The organism is Plesiocystis pacifica SIR-1 (genome assembly GCF_000170895.1).
Lineage (GTDB): Bacteria > Myxococcota_A > Polyangia > Nannocystales > Nannocystaceae > Plesiocystis > Plesiocystis pacifica.
In genome coordinates, this window is sequence record NZ_ABCS01000019.1 from 67,911 (window position 1) to 82,059 (window position 14,149).

Here is a 14,149-nt window from a genome sequence, read left to right on the forward strand (position 1 = left end):
ACACGCCGCTGACCCCGTGGTCAACCGCACGTATCACGGGGAACACCTTCGGGCCGCGCCGGGGTTGTAGACTCATGTCCTTGGCCACGCATCGCCCCCCCTTTGTTTCCATTGCCCTGCTCGCGTGCGGGCTCGCCTTCGCCTGTGGCGAGGACGGGAGCGGCGAACTCGGCGGGGGCGCGGGCGACGAGGTCGGGGAGACCCAGCCTGGGCCGGAGACCACCGAGGGCACCGAGACCAGCCCGGGAGACAGCACGGACACGGGCGCCGAGGGGCCCGCCGGCCTCGAGTTCGTGCCAGCGCTGGCGGGGCTGTGGACCGGGCCGGTGACCATGACGCCCCTGGGCGCCTTCCCGACCATGAACATGGACCTGCAGTTCGTCGACGGGCAGGTGCTGTTCTCCCGCGCCGACCTCGACGCCGCCAACTCCCTGCGCTTCGCCTTCTCCGTCGAGACCATCGCTGGCACCGATACGCTCATCTACCGCAACGGCGGCTACTTCCTGGGCATCCTCCGCGACTCCCGGACCGTGCTCGTGGAGCACGAGGGGGTCGCGGGCGAGGGCCCGGCGAGCTACCGCTTTTGCGCCCTGGACGGGGGTTGCGACTACATCGACGCGCTGTGGGAGTTCGACGACGCCGAGCACCTGGTCCTCGACGTGAAGGTCAAGGGCATGCAGCACGTGTACTGGCTGGCCGAGCGGGTCCAGACCCGGCCCGTGCCCGAGGGGCTGCCCGAGGGCCTCGAGAGCCAGGGGGCCGGCGACGCGCCCTTCCCCGAGATGCCGAGCCTGCGCGCGACGGTGACCTGGATGGACCCGCTGGCGATGCCCGGGGACGCGTGGGTGCTGCTGTCCAAGCAAGACTGCGGGATCAACGAGCTGTGCGACTTTTCCCGCTCGCTGCTGACCACCGTCGAGGCCGGTGCGGTCTCGGGGGAGCTGCTGATCGACCAGCTGCACCCTGGCGATTACAAGATCACCGCCTTCCTCGACCGCGATCAGAACCTCGCCGAGACCCTGTTCCCGGGTACGGGGGACGGGGTCAGCCTGCCCAACGGACCCGTGACCGTCGCGCCCTCGGGGGAGACGACGACGACGGTCCCGATCCTCGTCGAGCTTTGAGCTTCTCGGTGGCTCACTCGCAGGTGGGCGCCTCGGGCGAGCACTCGCCCTTGGCGTTGCACTGCTTGACCACGGCCGTCTCGTTGCAGTCAGCGTCGTCGGGCGGGCAGACCGTGCAGCCCTCGCCGCAGGCCTTGCCCGCGCAGGGGTCGTAGGCCGCGTCGGCGGGCGGATCCGCGGGGGTGTTGGTGCCGACGTTGGCGTCGGCAGGCGGGGTCGAGTCGGCGGGCGGGGTCGAGTCGGCGGGCGGATCCGCGGGGGTGTCCGCCTTGGCGTCCGCGTCGGCGGGCGGGGTCGAGTCGGCCGCCGGGCGATCGCAAGCGGGCGCGAGCAGGGCGAAGGCGGCGAGGGCCATGGGGAGACCGATCTTGAGCTGCACCATGGCGTCCACGATCGTCGAACTGGCCGTGGTTTCCAACCCGAGTTTCGCGCCTTCGAGTGCCGTTAGGTCCCTGGGGTGTCGCCGTAGAGGTGAATGTGCAGCCGCAGCCCGAGCCGGTAGGGGCTGTGGCGCTCGCGGGTCACCGCGTCGACGCGGGCGTAGCCCGAGCTCAGCGCGTTCAGGTCGCGCCCTTCGGGCATGAGCAGCACGCGGTCGCGCAGCGCTGGCGGGACCGCGAGGGCGTCGACCAGGGCGTCGATCTCGGCCAGGTCCGCGAGCAGGGCTTCGTCGCTCGCGGTGCGGACCACGAACTTGAGCTGCCACGGCGCCGCCGCCATCAGCCTGGCCAGGACCTCGAGGTCCAAGCGCGCGTCCTCGTGGCGCTGGGCCAGGCTGGGCTTGCCCTCGGCCGCGGCCCGGGCCCACGGGGTGCTGTGGCTGAGCTTGGGCGAGATCGACATCAGGTCGGCCTCGACGCCCTCGCACCACAGGCTGCCGGCGGTCTCGATGGTCAGGTGGTGGCCCGCGGCGCGCAGCCGGGCGCTGAGCTCCGCGCACGCCGGGAACAGCAGGGGCTCGCCGCCCGTGAGCACCACGTGGCGCGGCTGGCCGGGCGCCCCGCACCAGTCCACGAGCGCGTCGAGGCTCGCCCGCTCACCCTCCGGCGCCCACGAGGTCCGCGGCGTGTCGCACCACACGCAGCGCAGGTTGCAGCCCGAGACCCGCACGAAGCTGCTGCGCACGCCGACCAGCGAGCCCTCGCCCTGGATCGAGACGAAGCGCTCTTGGACCCGCAAGCTGGGGCTGCGCTCGGGTTTGAGGTCGGCCACGGCCGGATGCTCGCCCATCTCTTTGCGCGGCGCCAGGGTCTGGCTACCCTTGCGCGCATGCAGTCGCCGCGAACCAAGATCGCCCAAGCGCTCCAGGCCGAGATCCCCGCCGACGGCGCGCTCAACCTGCGCGTCAAGGGCTGGGCCCGCACGGTCCGCTCGGGCAAGAAGGTGACCTTCATCAGCCTCAACGACGGCTCCAGCTTCGGCTCCCTGCAGGTCGTCGTGCCCCCCGAGGTCGACGACTACGAGGCCATCACCCACCTGACCACGGGCTCGGCGCTGAGCGTCGAGGGCGAGCTGATCGAGTCCCCGGCCAAGGGCCAGCGCGTCGAGCTCAAGGCCACCAAGGTCGAGATCGTCGGCAAGGCCGACCCGAGCTACCCGCTGCAAAAGAAGCGCCACGGCTTCGAGTTCCTCCGCGAGCAGGCCCACCTGCGCGTGCGCACCAACACCTTCGGGGCGGTGTTCCGCGTGCGCTCGGCCCTCGCCCAGTCCGTCCACCGCTTCTTCGGCGAGCGCGGCTTCTACTACATCCACACCCCGATCATCACGGCCAGCGACACCGAGGGCGCCGGCGAGATGTTCCGCGTCACCACCTTGCCCGTCGGCGACCCGCCCCGGGACGACGAGGGGGCCGTCGACGACAAGCAGGACTTCTTCGCCAAGCCGACCTTCCTGACCGTCTCCGGCCAGCTCAACGGCGAGACCTTCGCCCTCGGCCTGTCCGACATCTACACCTTCGGCCCGACCTTCCGCGCCGAGAACTCCAACACCAGCCGCCACGCCTCGGAGTTTTGGATGATCGAGCCGGAGATGGCCTGGCACGATCTCGACGACGACTGCCAGCTCGCCGAAGACTTCGTCAAGGCGATGTTGAAGACGGCCCTCGAGGACTGCGCCGAGGACCTCGCGTTCTTCGACAAGCGCATCGACAAGGGCCTCATCGAGCGGCTCACCAAGGTCGCCGAGGCCGACTTCGCGCGCATCACCTACACCGAGGCCGTCGAGCTGCTCGAGAAGTCCGGCAAGAGCTTCGAGTTCCCCGTGGAGTGGGGCAAGAACCTCCAGGCCGAGCACGAGCGCTACATCACCGAGGAGATCCTCGGGCGCCCGACCTTCGTGGTCGACTACCCCAAGGAGATCAAGGCCTTCTACATGCGCCGCAACGACGACGGGAAGACCGTCGCGGCCATGGACCTGCTCGTGCCCAAGATCGGCGAGCTGATCGGCGGCTCCCAACGCGAGGAGCGCCTCGACGTGCTCGAGAGCATCTTCGCCAGCGACCCGCACCTGAGCGTCGAGGACTACGACTGGTACCTCGACACCCGCCGCTTCGGCACGGCCCCGCACGCCGGCTTCGGCCTCGGCTTCGAGCGGCTGGTGATGTACGCGACGGGCATGGAGAACATCCGCGACGTGATCCCTTTCCCGCGTACACCGCGGACCTGCGAGTTCTGATTTTGCCCCCGCAGCCGTCTCGGGCCGGTGACGCTCGTCGCTCCGCTCCTCCTCTTTGGCTGTAAGGCAAGGGGGGGTCGTGCCTCCTCAGACCGCATGTGGTCGCCCCCGCGAGCGGGGGCGTAGCGTGGCGGGGACGAAGAACGCCTTGGATGCAGGGTGCCGACTTCGCGCCGCCAGGCGTGAAGTGATCGCTGGAGGAAACGCGCGTAGCAGGGGTTCAGCAGGGCACAAAAGTCGACTTTTTCTGCTCGCCCCGAACAAAAGCTCTCGAAGTCGACACTCCCCCCTCCAGCATGGATGCGCAGCAAACCAGCACCGGCAAGGAGCACAGCGTGTGCGTCGCCAGTCGCCAGGCCCAAGCCCTGCACCTCAGCCGCCGCTGGGGCATGGGCTCGCTGAGCGAGGCCTTCGTCGACGGCCCCCGCGCCAGGCACCGCAACAGCAAGCTGTGCCTGCGCTTCGTCGAGATTTTGCCCGTGACCCTGAGCCCCGACGCCCCGCGGCTGTGAGCTACTCCACCCCTTCGAGGGTGCAGCGCCGCGGATCCGGCAAGGTCGAGAACAGCGGCTCGATGTCCTCGGCCTCGTCGAGGGCGGCGAGCTCCTCGGCGAGGATCGACAGCGCGACGGAGGCGTCCTCCAAGCAGGCGCGCTCGCGCTGGAGCTCCTGGGAGTCGCCCTCGCTCCGGCACACGCGCTTGGCGATGGTCGCCCAGCGCATCGCGTAGCCGTCGAGGCGAGCCAGGGTGGGCTGGACGGGGGCGCCCGCGGCCTCGAGCGCGGCCTCGACCTTGGGGTCGCCGGCCTCGGGCCACGAGCGGGCGATGTAGGCCTTGGGGTCTTCGCAGGCCGAGGCCATGCCCGAGGCGCTCGGCGCTTCGGCGCCCTGCTCTTTAGCCGCGCTCGGCTCGGCGCCGCCACCCCAGGGCCGGGCCTTGGCCAGGGCGTAGCCGCCGAGCGCCGCGGTCACGGCGATGGCGACGATGCCCAGGGGCACGGCGACCGGGCGCAGCCCCGACCAGCGCGCGGCCCAGGACGGCTCGGCGGCCTGGGAGAGGGCGTCGATCAGCTCGCGCATGGACGGCCAGCGATCGTCGGGGTAGACGGCCAGGCCGCGATCGAGGACGTCGAAGACCGAGTCGGGGACGCCGGGCAGCTTCTGCGGCCGCGGGTTTCGCTTGCCCAGGGTCACGGCGTCGGTCAGCTCGGACAGGGTCGAGCCGGGGTAGGGGCGCTCGCCGACCAGGGCCTCGTAGAGCGCGACGCAAAACGCGAACTGGTCGCTCTTGGGCGTGGCCTTCTCGCGCAGGATCTGTTCGGGCGACATGTACAGCGGCGTGCCGATGAGCACCCCGCCGGTCGAGGCCTCGATGGTCGCCAGGGACACGGAGGTGATGTCGAGGGTGCTGCCGAGCTCGCGCTGGGCGGTGCGGATCGCCCCGGCCACGCCGAAGTCCGCGACCTTGACCACGCCCTGCGAGCCGATCAGCACGTTGTCGGGCTTGAAGTCGCGGTGGACCATCTTGGCCCGGTGCGCGGCGTAGAGGCCCTCGCCGGCCTTGGCGAACACGTCGAGGATCTCCCGGGGCGAGCGCGGCTCCTCGCGCACCCACTCGTCCAAGGTCGCGCCGCGGACGTACTCCATGGCCAGGTACAGGCGCCCGGAGTGCTCGCCGACCTCGTGGATGTGGACGACGTTGGGGTGGCTGACGCGGGCCATGGCCCGGGCCTCGTTGCGCATGCGTCGTTGGGCCTGCTCGGCCCCGTCGCTGTGGGCGATCTCGGGGTGCAGGAGCTTGATCGCGACCTTGCGGCCGAGCTCGGGATCGCGGGCGAGGTAGACCACGCCCATGCCCCCCGCGCCCAGGCGGTGGTCGACGACGAAGCGACCGATCTGCGTCTCTCGAACTTCGTGCGCGGCGCCGAACAGCTTGCTCGAGACCTGCTGGAACAGCGCCCGCTGATCGATGGAGCCGATGCCCAGCTTGGCCGCGCCGTGGTGGCTGAGACCGGGTTCTGACTCAGCGTGCGTCGGGGGGTTTTCGGGCTTCGCCGGCGGCCCAGCGGAGACGCTGGGCTGCTTCGCGGACGAAGGCTGGAGCCGGTTGGCCATGGCGGTGGAACCCACGGGGGGAGTCCGTTTGCCCGCCCGTTTCATTCGTCAATCAACGCAAGCAGACTCACGGAGGTCAAGGTGGGGACCCACCGAAATCGGCGGTCTTCCCCGTGAAACGTCGATTTTTTGCTCACGCGGGCGGTGCATGCTTCGGTGCCGATCGTGTCCGAGTCTGCCTCGAGCCCCGGCGAGTCCGTCGCGCAGACCCCCAGCGATCGAGCCGACGCCCCCGAGCGCGGGGCGCGAAGCGGCGCGCGTTCGGCCGGTCGAGGCAGCGGGCTGGGCTTTGACCAGGCCATGGACCCCTGGCTGTTCTTCGCCGCCCTCGCGCTGGCGTGTGTCGGCCTGGTCATGGTCTACAGCTCGAGCAGCTGGCTGGGCAGCCGACGCGCGGGCTCGTGGGAGTTCTTCCTCGAGCGCCAGGGCGTGTTCCTGATCCTCGGGACGGCGGTCATGCTCGCCGTCAGCCGCGTGGACTACCGGGTGCTGCGGCGGTTTTCACCCCACCTCATGGGCGTGGCGGTGAGCCTGCTCGTCCTCGTGCTGTTCATCTCCGACGACATCAACGGCGCCCGGCGCTGGATCGACCTCGGGCCGATCCACATGCAGCCCTCGGAGATCGCGAAGATCGCGCTGGTCGCGTTCTTGTCCGCGACCCTCGCCCGCCGCGGCGAGCAGATCCGGCAGTTCAAGGCCGGCTTCCTCCCGCCGATGCTGGCCGCGGGCGCGACCATGGCGCTGATCTTGATGGAGAAGGACCTGGGCACCACGGTGCTGCTCGGGACCACCACGCTGATCCTCCTCTACGTCGCCGGCACCCGCGCGAGCTGGGTGCTCGCCGCGATCATGGTCGCCGCGCCCCTGGCCTGGTCGCAGATCGTCAACGTCGGCTACCGGCGCGAGCGCGTCGAGAGCTTCCTGTCCGGCGACGACTACCAGGTCGAGCAGGGCCTGATCGCCATCGGCTCGGGCGGGCCCTTTGGTCTGGGCCTGGGCAACGGGCGCCAAAAGCTGGGCTTCCTGCCCGAGAACCACACCGACTTCATCCTGGCGACGATCGGCGAAGAGCTCGGCTTTTTGGGCATCGCCACCGTCGTCGGGCTCTACATCTTGCTGGTCTGGCGCGGCCTGGTCATCGCTCGCCAGGCCCAGGACCGCTTCGGCACCTACCTGGCCGTGGGCCTGTCGGCGCTGTTCGGGCTCCAGGCGCTGATCAACATGGCCGTCGTGCTCTCGGTGATGCCGGCCAAGGGCATCACCTTGCCCTTCGTCAGCTACGGCGGCTCGAGCTTGCTCGTGTCCATGGCCGCGATCGGCGTGCTGCTCTCGATCTCGCGCCGACCCAAGCCCTGGGCGATCAGCGACATGCGCGGCCGCGGTCGCGCGCCCGCGCCGGACGAGCCGAGCTGGGCGACCAAGCTGCGCGAGACGGCCACGGGCCTCGCCGCGCGGGCGGGCCTGGGCAAGCAGGCCGGGCAGCCGCGCGCGCAGGTCCAGCCGCGCCAGACCCGACCCAACACGCGGCGCTGAGCTAGCGCCCGAGCAGGCGCAGCGTCACGTGGCCGACGATCACGGCGATGCAGGCGAGGTTGCGCGGGATCGCGGCCAACCATCGGTGTCGCGGCGGTGGCTGGTCGGAGGCGAGCGCCCTGGCGAGCGCGTCGAGGCTGTCGGTCGTCAGCGGCCAGTCCCAAATGCCCTCGAGCCAGTCTTGGGGGAGGCCGCCGACGCCGTCTCGCGCCCCGACCAGGGCGCCGACGATGGCCGCCGTCGTGTCCGTGTCGCCGCCCAGTCGGACCGCGAGCTCGAGGCTGGCGCGCGCGTCGGCTCCGGCCATGACGCAGTAGAGGGCGGCGGGCACCGTGTGGACGACGAAGCCAGACACGCCGCGCTCGTAGCCTGCGCGCTGACGGTAGTCTTCGAGGGAGGCGTCGCCGCCGGTCCAGGCCCCGCGCGCGCGCTCGCGGAATTCGGGGTCGCGGATCGAGTCGACGATGGCGCGGTCGAGGGCCCCCGCGGCCAGCTGTCGCGCGAGGCGGGCGACGAGCAGGGCCCCGTCTTCCGCGCGCGGATCGGTGTGCGTCATCCGGGTCGAGGCGCGGACGAGCTGCGCGAGGTGGGCGTCGTCGCGGGCGTAGACGCCGAGCAGCGCCGAGCGCATCGCGGGGCCGTTGCCGGCCGAGTGGACGCCGCTGCGCTCGGGAGGGACGCCGACGACCAGCCGCAGGGTCCCGCGCAGGGTCGCCAGCCCGACGCCGGGCGGGAGGGCCAGGACCCAGCGGCGCAGCTGTCGGGCGAAGGCGCGGGTGAAGGCGTCGAGCTCACCCTTCGACTCGGCGAGGGCGCGGCCGACCATCCACGCGTGCTCGGTGTCGTCGCTGAGCATGCCGCGGCCGAGCACCATGCGGTGGCGCAGGGGCGCTCGCTCGAGCCGTCGGGCGATGCGTCGAGGGTGCAGGCCCTCGTGGGGTAGGCCGATGGCGTCTCCCACGGCTGTTCCGAGCAAGACCCCTGCGAGTGGTTCGAGAGTGGGCATCGCCGCTGTGAAGAGCAACCGGCGTGCCAGCGCTCGGGGGCGCGCATCGAGAGCCCGCGGTCGCCAACGAGGAGCTTGCGCGCCGATGTGGCGAAGACGGACCGCACCGGCGACAAGCTGTCGACGCCGCTCACACGTCCGGCAGCGTCATGCCCTGAGCCGGCGCGCTCGAGGCCTCGGCCGGCAGCTTGCCCAGGCCCAGCGCCTCCCAGCGCTCGCCCGGCTGGAGCAGCGGCAGCGCCGAGCGAGCCTGGGCGGGCAGGGGCGAGCGGCGCCCGGTCTGCTTGCAGGGGATCTTGCTCATGGCGCGCTCGGCCAGGGCGGTGATCGTCAGGCTCGGGTTGACGCCGGGGTTGGCCGAGATCGCCGAGCCGTCGATGACGTAGAGGCCCGCGTAGCCGAACACCCGGTGGGCCTCGTCGATGACCCCGTCCTTGGCGCTGCGGCCCATGCACGCGCCGCCGAGGATGTGCGCGGTGGTCGGGATGTTGAGGGCGGTCTCGGTCAAGATCGAGCCGGTGAAGCCCTGGGTCTTCTCGGCCATGGCCTCGGCGAGCTCGGTGGCCTCGGGGATGGACGCGACGGGGCACTCTTGGCCCTCGAGGTCGCTGGCCAGGCGCCGGGTCAGGAAGCCCCGGTGGCGCATGCGGAGCGTGCCCTCCATGGTCCGCATGTACAGCAAGATGATGGTGTTGCGGGCCCAGTGGGGCACGAAGTAGCTCTTGAGGAAGCGCAGCGGCTGACGCAGGGAGCGGGCGGCGGCCTGGACCAGCTTGAGGGGGCCGGGCGCGTTGCCGCCGACGTGCGGGGCCATGAGCGTGCGGAAGAAGCCCGAGCCGTCGCCGTAGCGCACGACCTCGAGGTGGGAGTGGTCGTCGGTCTGGTAGATCGAACCAATCGCCACGCCCCGGCTCATGTCTTCGTCGCGGGTGCCCGCGACCACGCCGATCAGCGACTCGGAGTTGGTCCGCACCCGGTAGCCGATCTGGCCCGAGAGCTTGGGCAACGAGCCGCCCTCGCGCAGGCGCAAGAGCAGGTCGACGGAGCCCAGCACGCCGGCCGCGAAGATCACCTTCTTGGCCGTGTAGCGCCCGCGCTTGCGGAACATGTTGAGCACGCCGGTGCCCTCGCGGGTGATGACCTCGTAGCCGGCGGGGGCGTCCGGGTCCTCGGCGCTGGGGTCGGGGGGCAGCGGCCGCACGTCGACCACCTCGCAGTCGGCCCGCAGCTTCATGCCGTGCTTGCGGGCGAAGAACAGGTAGTTCTTGTCGAGGGTGTTCTTGGCCCCGTGGCGGCAGCCGGTCATGCACGCGCCGCACTGGATGCAGGCCGTGCGCTCGGGGCCCTCGCCGCCGAAGTAGGGGTCCGGGTGGGTGGCGCCGGGCTTGACCGGGGCCTCGCCGGCGGGGCCCTTGGGCGCGCCGAAGTAGACCGCGACCTCGGTGGACTCGAAGGCCTCGGGCTGCCCGCGGTCCTCGGCGATCTGCTTGAGCAGGCGGTCGGGCTTGGTCAGGAAGGGGACCTTGCGGGCGCCGAGCATGCGCCGCGCGACCAGGTAGTGGGGCATCAGCTCGCGCTCCCAGCGGGCGAGCTCGGCCCAGCTCGAGGCCGAGAAAAAATCGCTCTTGGGGATGGGCAGGGTGTTGGCGTAGACCAGCGAGCCCCCGCCCACGCCCGCGCCCGCGAGCACGGTGATGTGCCTGAAAAAGCGCATCTGGAACAGGCCGCGGAAGCCCAGCCGCGGCATCCACAGCCACCGGCGCAGGCGCCAGTTGGTCTTCGGGAAGTCCGCGGCCTTCAGCTCGCGCCCCTTCTCGAGCATGAGCACGTCGTAGCCCTTCTCGACCAGGCGCATGGCCGAGACGCTGCCGCCAAAGCCCGAGCCAATGATGATGTAGTCGTGGTCGATCGACGCTGCACTCGCCTCGGGCGCGGCCATTGGGGGCTTTTAGCACCGAATGGCCAGGGCCGACGCGCTATCCTGGGAGAGTGCGTTCCTCCGCGCTTCGCCGGTTTTTCGCGGCGCTGATCGCCCTCGCGCTCGCGCTGCCGAGCACGGCCGCGGCCGCTCCCAGCCCGAGCCCGGCGGCCGAGGCGGGATCGCAGCCTTCCTCGTCGCGGACTCGCTCGCCCCGGCTCGGGGGCGCGGGCGCGGTCGAGATCAGCCTGGGCGCGATCATGGGCGCGACGGCGGTGGGCATGGTCGCCTACGCGAGCGTCGAGCTCGGGCGAGCCAACGCGCGGCGGGACTACTGCGCCGAGCCGCCGAGCACCGACGAGCTCGGCGTGTGCACCCTCGATCCGCCGGGCCTGGCCTACGCCGCGGTCGGGCTCGGCTACACCCTCGGGGCCCTGCTCGTGGCGGGCTCGGGCCTGGCCATCGCTCGGGGCGTGCGCGAGCGCAAGCAGCGACGCACGGAGCTCGAGGGCGCGGATGGCCTGGGTGGGGAGGCGGCCATGCGCCACGCGCTGCGCGTGACTCCGTGGTGGACCGCCCGCCCGTCCGCGGCCGCGGGCTGGGGATTTGCCGGTGGTCTCGCCGTAGATCTGCGCTTTTGAGCTCGCCGCGGTCCGAGCTGCTAGCTTCGCGTGGTGACCTCTGACTTCGAGCTCCTCGATCGCTGGCGGGCCGGCGACCGCAAGGCCGGCAACGAGCTGTTCCAGCGTCACTTCGACAGCATCAGCCGCTTCTTCGAGAACAAGCTGGCCGACGACGTCGACGACCTCGTGCAGGGCACCTTCTTCGCCCTGGTCAAGTACGCCGAGGGCTTCCGCAAGCAGGCGAGCTTTCGGACCTACCTGTTCACCATCGCCAAGCACGAGCTCTACCGGCACCTGCGCAAGCGCGCGAAGCAGGGGGTGGACTTCGCGGTGACCTCGCTGGCGGATCTGGGGACCTCGGCGCCCTCGAAGCTGATCCGCGGCGAGCGCAAGCACCAGCTGCTCCTGGCCCTGCGCGAGCTCCCCGTCGAGCAGCAGATGCTGATCGAGCTGCACTACTGGGAGGGCATCGCGCTCGAGGAGCTGGCGACGATCTTCGAGGTCGCGCCGGCCACGGTGCGCAGCCGACTGTTCCGCGCGCGCAAGGACCTGCGCCGGCGGATGACGCGATTGGCCAAGACCGGCGGCAAGCCCATCGGGGTCGACGCGGGACCAGACGAGGTTGGGGCGGAGCTCGGCGGCCTCGACGAGGCTGGCCTCGAGGCCTGGGCGCGGGGTCTGCGAGACGACTGGATGGACGCGGACGGGGCCTGAGGGGCGTTCTCTGGCTGAGTCACTTTTTTCGAAGTTTTTTGCAACGCAGCAGCGAGCCGGAACTCGCGCCCAAACACACGCGCCGGTTTTGTAATGGGGTGGAGGAAGCCGGATGAAAGCGCCGCGGGGGCGCACTTCTGGGGTGAACCGCCACCGACGGACAGCCCCATGCGTACCCCTGCCACCATCGCCACCCTCGCTCTGAGCCTCCTGACCTTCGCCGCTTGCGACAGCGGCACCGAGACCGAGACCGAGGACTCGCTGCGCAGCGTCTACGTCTACAACAAGACCCTGAACTTCGGGCAGTGTCCCACGCACCTGTGCGGGACCAACGCGAGCATCGGCGGCTCGATCTCCGTCAACATCGACGGCAAGGCCTCCAACGCCGACGAGCGCCTCGTCGAGGTCATCGGGCCCGACGACGCAGAGATCGACCTCGAGCTCGCCGGCAACCTGCTGTGGGCCATCGACGCCCAGGGCGACACCCTGCTCGGCCACGACCTCGTCGGCACCGAGATGGTGTTCGAGAACGACTTCTCCCAGGAGCGGACCTCGGTCTACCTGACCGAGTACTGGCCCGAGGGCGTCGAGTCGAAGCTCGTCCCCGGCATGTTCTACCCGACCTACGAGTTCGAGTTCCGCAAGCACGACGAGCCCGAGGAGGTCCGCCACGACCTGTGCACCTCGAACACCTGGACCGAGGACGCGGACCCGAGCGAGCTGCCCTCGAACGACGCGATCATCATCCAGGCCGAGGCCTACGACTGGTTCGGCTTCCCCGTCGAGAACATCGACGCGGACGGCGAGGCCGAGTCCTGGGGGACCATCGGCTGCGCGGGCGGTGCCTTCGCCAAGAAGGTGCTGATGGGCTACGACGTCAACAACCCCGCGCCCCAGGACGTCACCCGCGCGGACAACGACGCGATGATGCACATGCTGACCGCGCGCTACTGCGGCGAGGACACCCACACCGAGATGGGCACGCCGATGTACTGGCAAAACCAAAAGAACTGGTTCCAGCCCCCGGAGGACCTGGAGATCGAGGCCATCTGGGGGGAGGACGGCGCGCTGTGCCTGAACGTCCCGCGCCACGCCGAGCGCGAGGAGATCATCGCGCTGTGCGGGGAGATCCCGACCTGCGACGACTTCGAGCCGAGCGAGCACGCGCTGGTCTCCTTCCACGCCGAAGACCCCGAGTGAACGAATCGGAGGCGACGGTCAGCCACACCATGGCCGGGCCCTCGGCGGCGACCATGGACGCCCTCGAGGCCTGGTAGGCTGAGCCCGGTCGGGCAGCGCGTGGCGGGCGGGGGAAAACGAGGGCGCAGGCAGGGGCGAGCGCGGGGGCCGAGGCCCCAGAGCCTCGAGTCCGCCGAGGGGTGGCCGCTCGGGCCGAGCTTCATCGGGGCGGGCTGGCGCGAGGGCGGAGTGATCGGCGTCGTCGTGAGTCGAAGCTACGGCGAGCGCTGGGCCCTGCTCCTCGCCACCGTCGACCTCGCGGAGGATGGGCTGCTGAGCGCCGAGGTGCTCCGCGCCAGCGAGCCCCGAGCCCGCGCGCGGCTGGATGCCTTCGTTCAGCTTCACGGCCTCGAGGCGTGCGCGCCCAGCCTGGCGGCGCAGACCATCTCCGAGGCGGCCAGGTTCGCGTGGTTGCGGCGTCGTCAACCCCCGAACCTCGCGGTGGCCCTCGACATCCTGCGCGGCATCGAAGCGGATCCCGAGCGCCCCCGAGCTCGCTTTGGCGACCGCAGCATCGAGCACATCCCAGTCGCCGCGCTGTTCGAAGGTTCGCAGGTGCGGATGGCCGTCCCCGAGCCGATGTGTACGGCGACCTGCAGCAGCTTCACCCACCCCAACGCCACGCTGCGGGCGCTCCGGGAGCGCAGCCCGATCAAGTGCGGCGAGCTCGAGCTCAGCTTGCGCGTGCTCGAGCGCCCGCCGCAGCGGACCTTGCTGGACTTCGCGGCCAGCTGGATCGCGACTTCGCTGCGCTGCCCAGAGGGTCCGGCCGTCTCGCTGAGCCTGTTCGACTGCGCCCTGGACTGGGGCTACGAGGACGAGCGCGAGGTGCTCGAGTGGGTCCAGCCCCCGGCCGCGACGACCCCGGCCGGCGTGCTGTGGGAGATGGCCGCGTTCGGATATTTCGACAAGCTTGGGATCGAGGTCGGGCCCGAGACCCGGGCGGGAGACATCGACGCGCTGCTCGAGCGGGCCCAGCCGCGCTGCCCCGACCCGGAGGTCGACCTCCAGCTCATCGAGGCCCTGTGCGAGGCCCACGGCACCCTCGGCGACGCCGTGCTCCCCGACGCGTCTGCGAAGCTGGAGCAGACGCTCGCGCTCATGAACGACGGCAACTGCCGGGAGGTGTTCTTGCAGACGGCCTCCCACTTCACGCATCTTTATTTCCTGACCTCGTGATTCGCGCGGCCCGGGGTATGCTCGG

Annotated in this window: 13 protein-coding genes; 8 read left to right on the top strand and 5 right to left on the bottom strand. The window is 70.9% G+C overall.

The genetic code is table 11. From position 1 onward, the window contains the following. Positions 1-80: 80 nt before the first annotated feature. Positions 81-1,124 (top strand): hypothetical protein, encoded by a 1,044-nt coding sequence (locus PPSIR1_RS12280; RefSeq protein WP_157595475.1) that lies wholly within the window; start codon positions 81-83, stop codon positions 1,122-1,124. 13 nt (positions 1,125-1,137) lie between these two features. On the opposite strand, the gene PPSIR1_RS12285 is transcribed toward PPSIR1_RS12280, so the two are convergent. Then, positions 1,138-1,506, bottom strand: coding sequence for a hypothetical protein (locus tag PPSIR1_RS12285; RefSeq protein ID WP_157595476.1), 369 nt, complete (start codon positions 1,504-1,506; stop codon positions 1,138-1,140). A gap of 62 nt (positions 1,507-1,568) precedes the next feature. Beyond that, positions 1,569-2,336 carry a 7-carboxy-7-deazaguanine synthase QueE gene (locus PPSIR1_RS12290; RefSeq protein WP_157595477.1) on the bottom strand — a complete coding sequence of 256 codons (768 nt, stop codon included), beginning with the start codon at positions 2,334-2,336 and terminating at the stop codon, positions 1,569-1,571. Between the two features lie 57 nt (positions 2,337-2,393). Here PPSIR1_RS12290 and asnS point away from each other — a divergent pair, with 57 nt between their 5' ends. Together asnS and PPSIR1_RS12300 are read left to right on the top strand one after the other, a co-directional pair. Then, a complete protein-coding gene (gene asnS, locus PPSIR1_RS12295) occupies positions 2,394-3,797 on the top strand; it encodes an asparagine--tRNA ligase (protein ID WP_006971389.1) in 1,404 nt (467 codons plus the stop codon). 296 nt (positions 3,798-4,093) lie between these two features. Then, the gene (locus tag PPSIR1_RS12300) at positions 4,094-4,309 is read left to right on the top strand and encodes a hypothetical protein (RefSeq protein ID WP_006971390.1); all 216 of its coding nucleotides are present in this window, start codon (positions 4,094-4,096) and stop codon (positions 4,307-4,309) included. Between the two features lies 1 nt (position 4,310). On the opposite strand, the gene PPSIR1_RS42510 is transcribed toward PPSIR1_RS12300, so the two are convergent. After that, positions 4,311-5,912 carry a serine/threonine-protein kinase gene (locus tag PPSIR1_RS42510; protein WP_006971391.1) on the bottom strand — a complete coding sequence of 534 codons (1,602 nt, stop codon included), beginning with the start codon at positions 5,910-5,912 and terminating at the stop codon, positions 4,311-4,313. A 165-nt stretch (positions 5,913-6,077) separates the two neighbouring features. On the opposite strand from PPSIR1_RS42510, the gene ftsW reads away from it, so the two are divergent. Continuing rightward, on the top strand, positions 6,078-7,445 hold the full coding sequence (ftsW, locus tag PPSIR1_RS12310; RefSeq protein WP_157595478.1) for a putative lipid II flippase FtsW: 1,368 nt from the start codon (positions 6,078-6,080) through the stop codon (positions 7,443-7,445). A gap of 1 nt (position 7,446) precedes the next feature. On the opposite strand, the gene PPSIR1_RS12315 is transcribed toward ftsW, so the two are convergent. Both PPSIR1_RS12315 and PPSIR1_RS12320 read right to left on the bottom strand, forming a co-directional pair. Further along, a complete protein-coding gene (locus PPSIR1_RS12315) occupies positions 7,447-8,451 on the bottom strand; it encodes an ADP-ribosylglycohydrolase family protein (protein ID WP_045115881.1) in 1,005 nt (334 codons plus the stop codon). Between the two features lie 130 nt (positions 8,452-8,581). After that, complete coding sequence (locus PPSIR1_RS12320) at positions 8,582-10,390, bottom strand: GMC oxidoreductase (RefSeq protein WP_006971394.1); 1,809 nt, start codon at positions 10,388-10,390, stop codon at positions 8,582-8,584. Between the two features lie 50 nt (positions 10,391-10,440). Between PPSIR1_RS12320 and PPSIR1_RS12330 the strand changes: the two genes are divergently transcribed. From PPSIR1_RS12330 to PPSIR1_RS12345, 4 genes are all read left to right on the top strand, one after another. After that, positions 10,441-11,010, top strand: a complete 570-nt coding sequence (locus PPSIR1_RS12330; RefSeq protein ID WP_006971395.1) for a hypothetical protein — start codon at positions 10,441-10,443, stop codon at positions 11,008-11,010. Between the two features lie 33 nt (positions 11,011-11,043). After that, positions 11,044-11,706 (top strand): RNA polymerase sigma factor, encoded by a 663-nt coding sequence (locus PPSIR1_RS12335; protein ID WP_006971396.1) that lies wholly within the window; start codon positions 11,044-11,046, stop codon positions 11,704-11,706. A gap of 168 nt (positions 11,707-11,874) precedes the next feature. Then, positions 11,875-12,906 carry an ADYC domain-containing protein gene (locus PPSIR1_RS12340; protein ID WP_006971397.1) on the top strand — a complete coding sequence of 344 codons (1,032 nt, stop codon included), beginning with the start codon at positions 11,875-11,877 and terminating at the stop codon, positions 12,904-12,906. 243 nt (positions 12,907-13,149) lie between these two features. Continuing rightward, the gene (locus PPSIR1_RS12345; protein WP_157595479.1) at positions 13,150-14,124 is read left to right on the top strand and encodes a hypothetical protein; all 975 of its coding nucleotides are present in this window, start codon (positions 13,150-13,152) and stop codon (positions 14,122-14,124) included. Positions 14,125-14,149 lie beyond the last annotated feature (25 nt).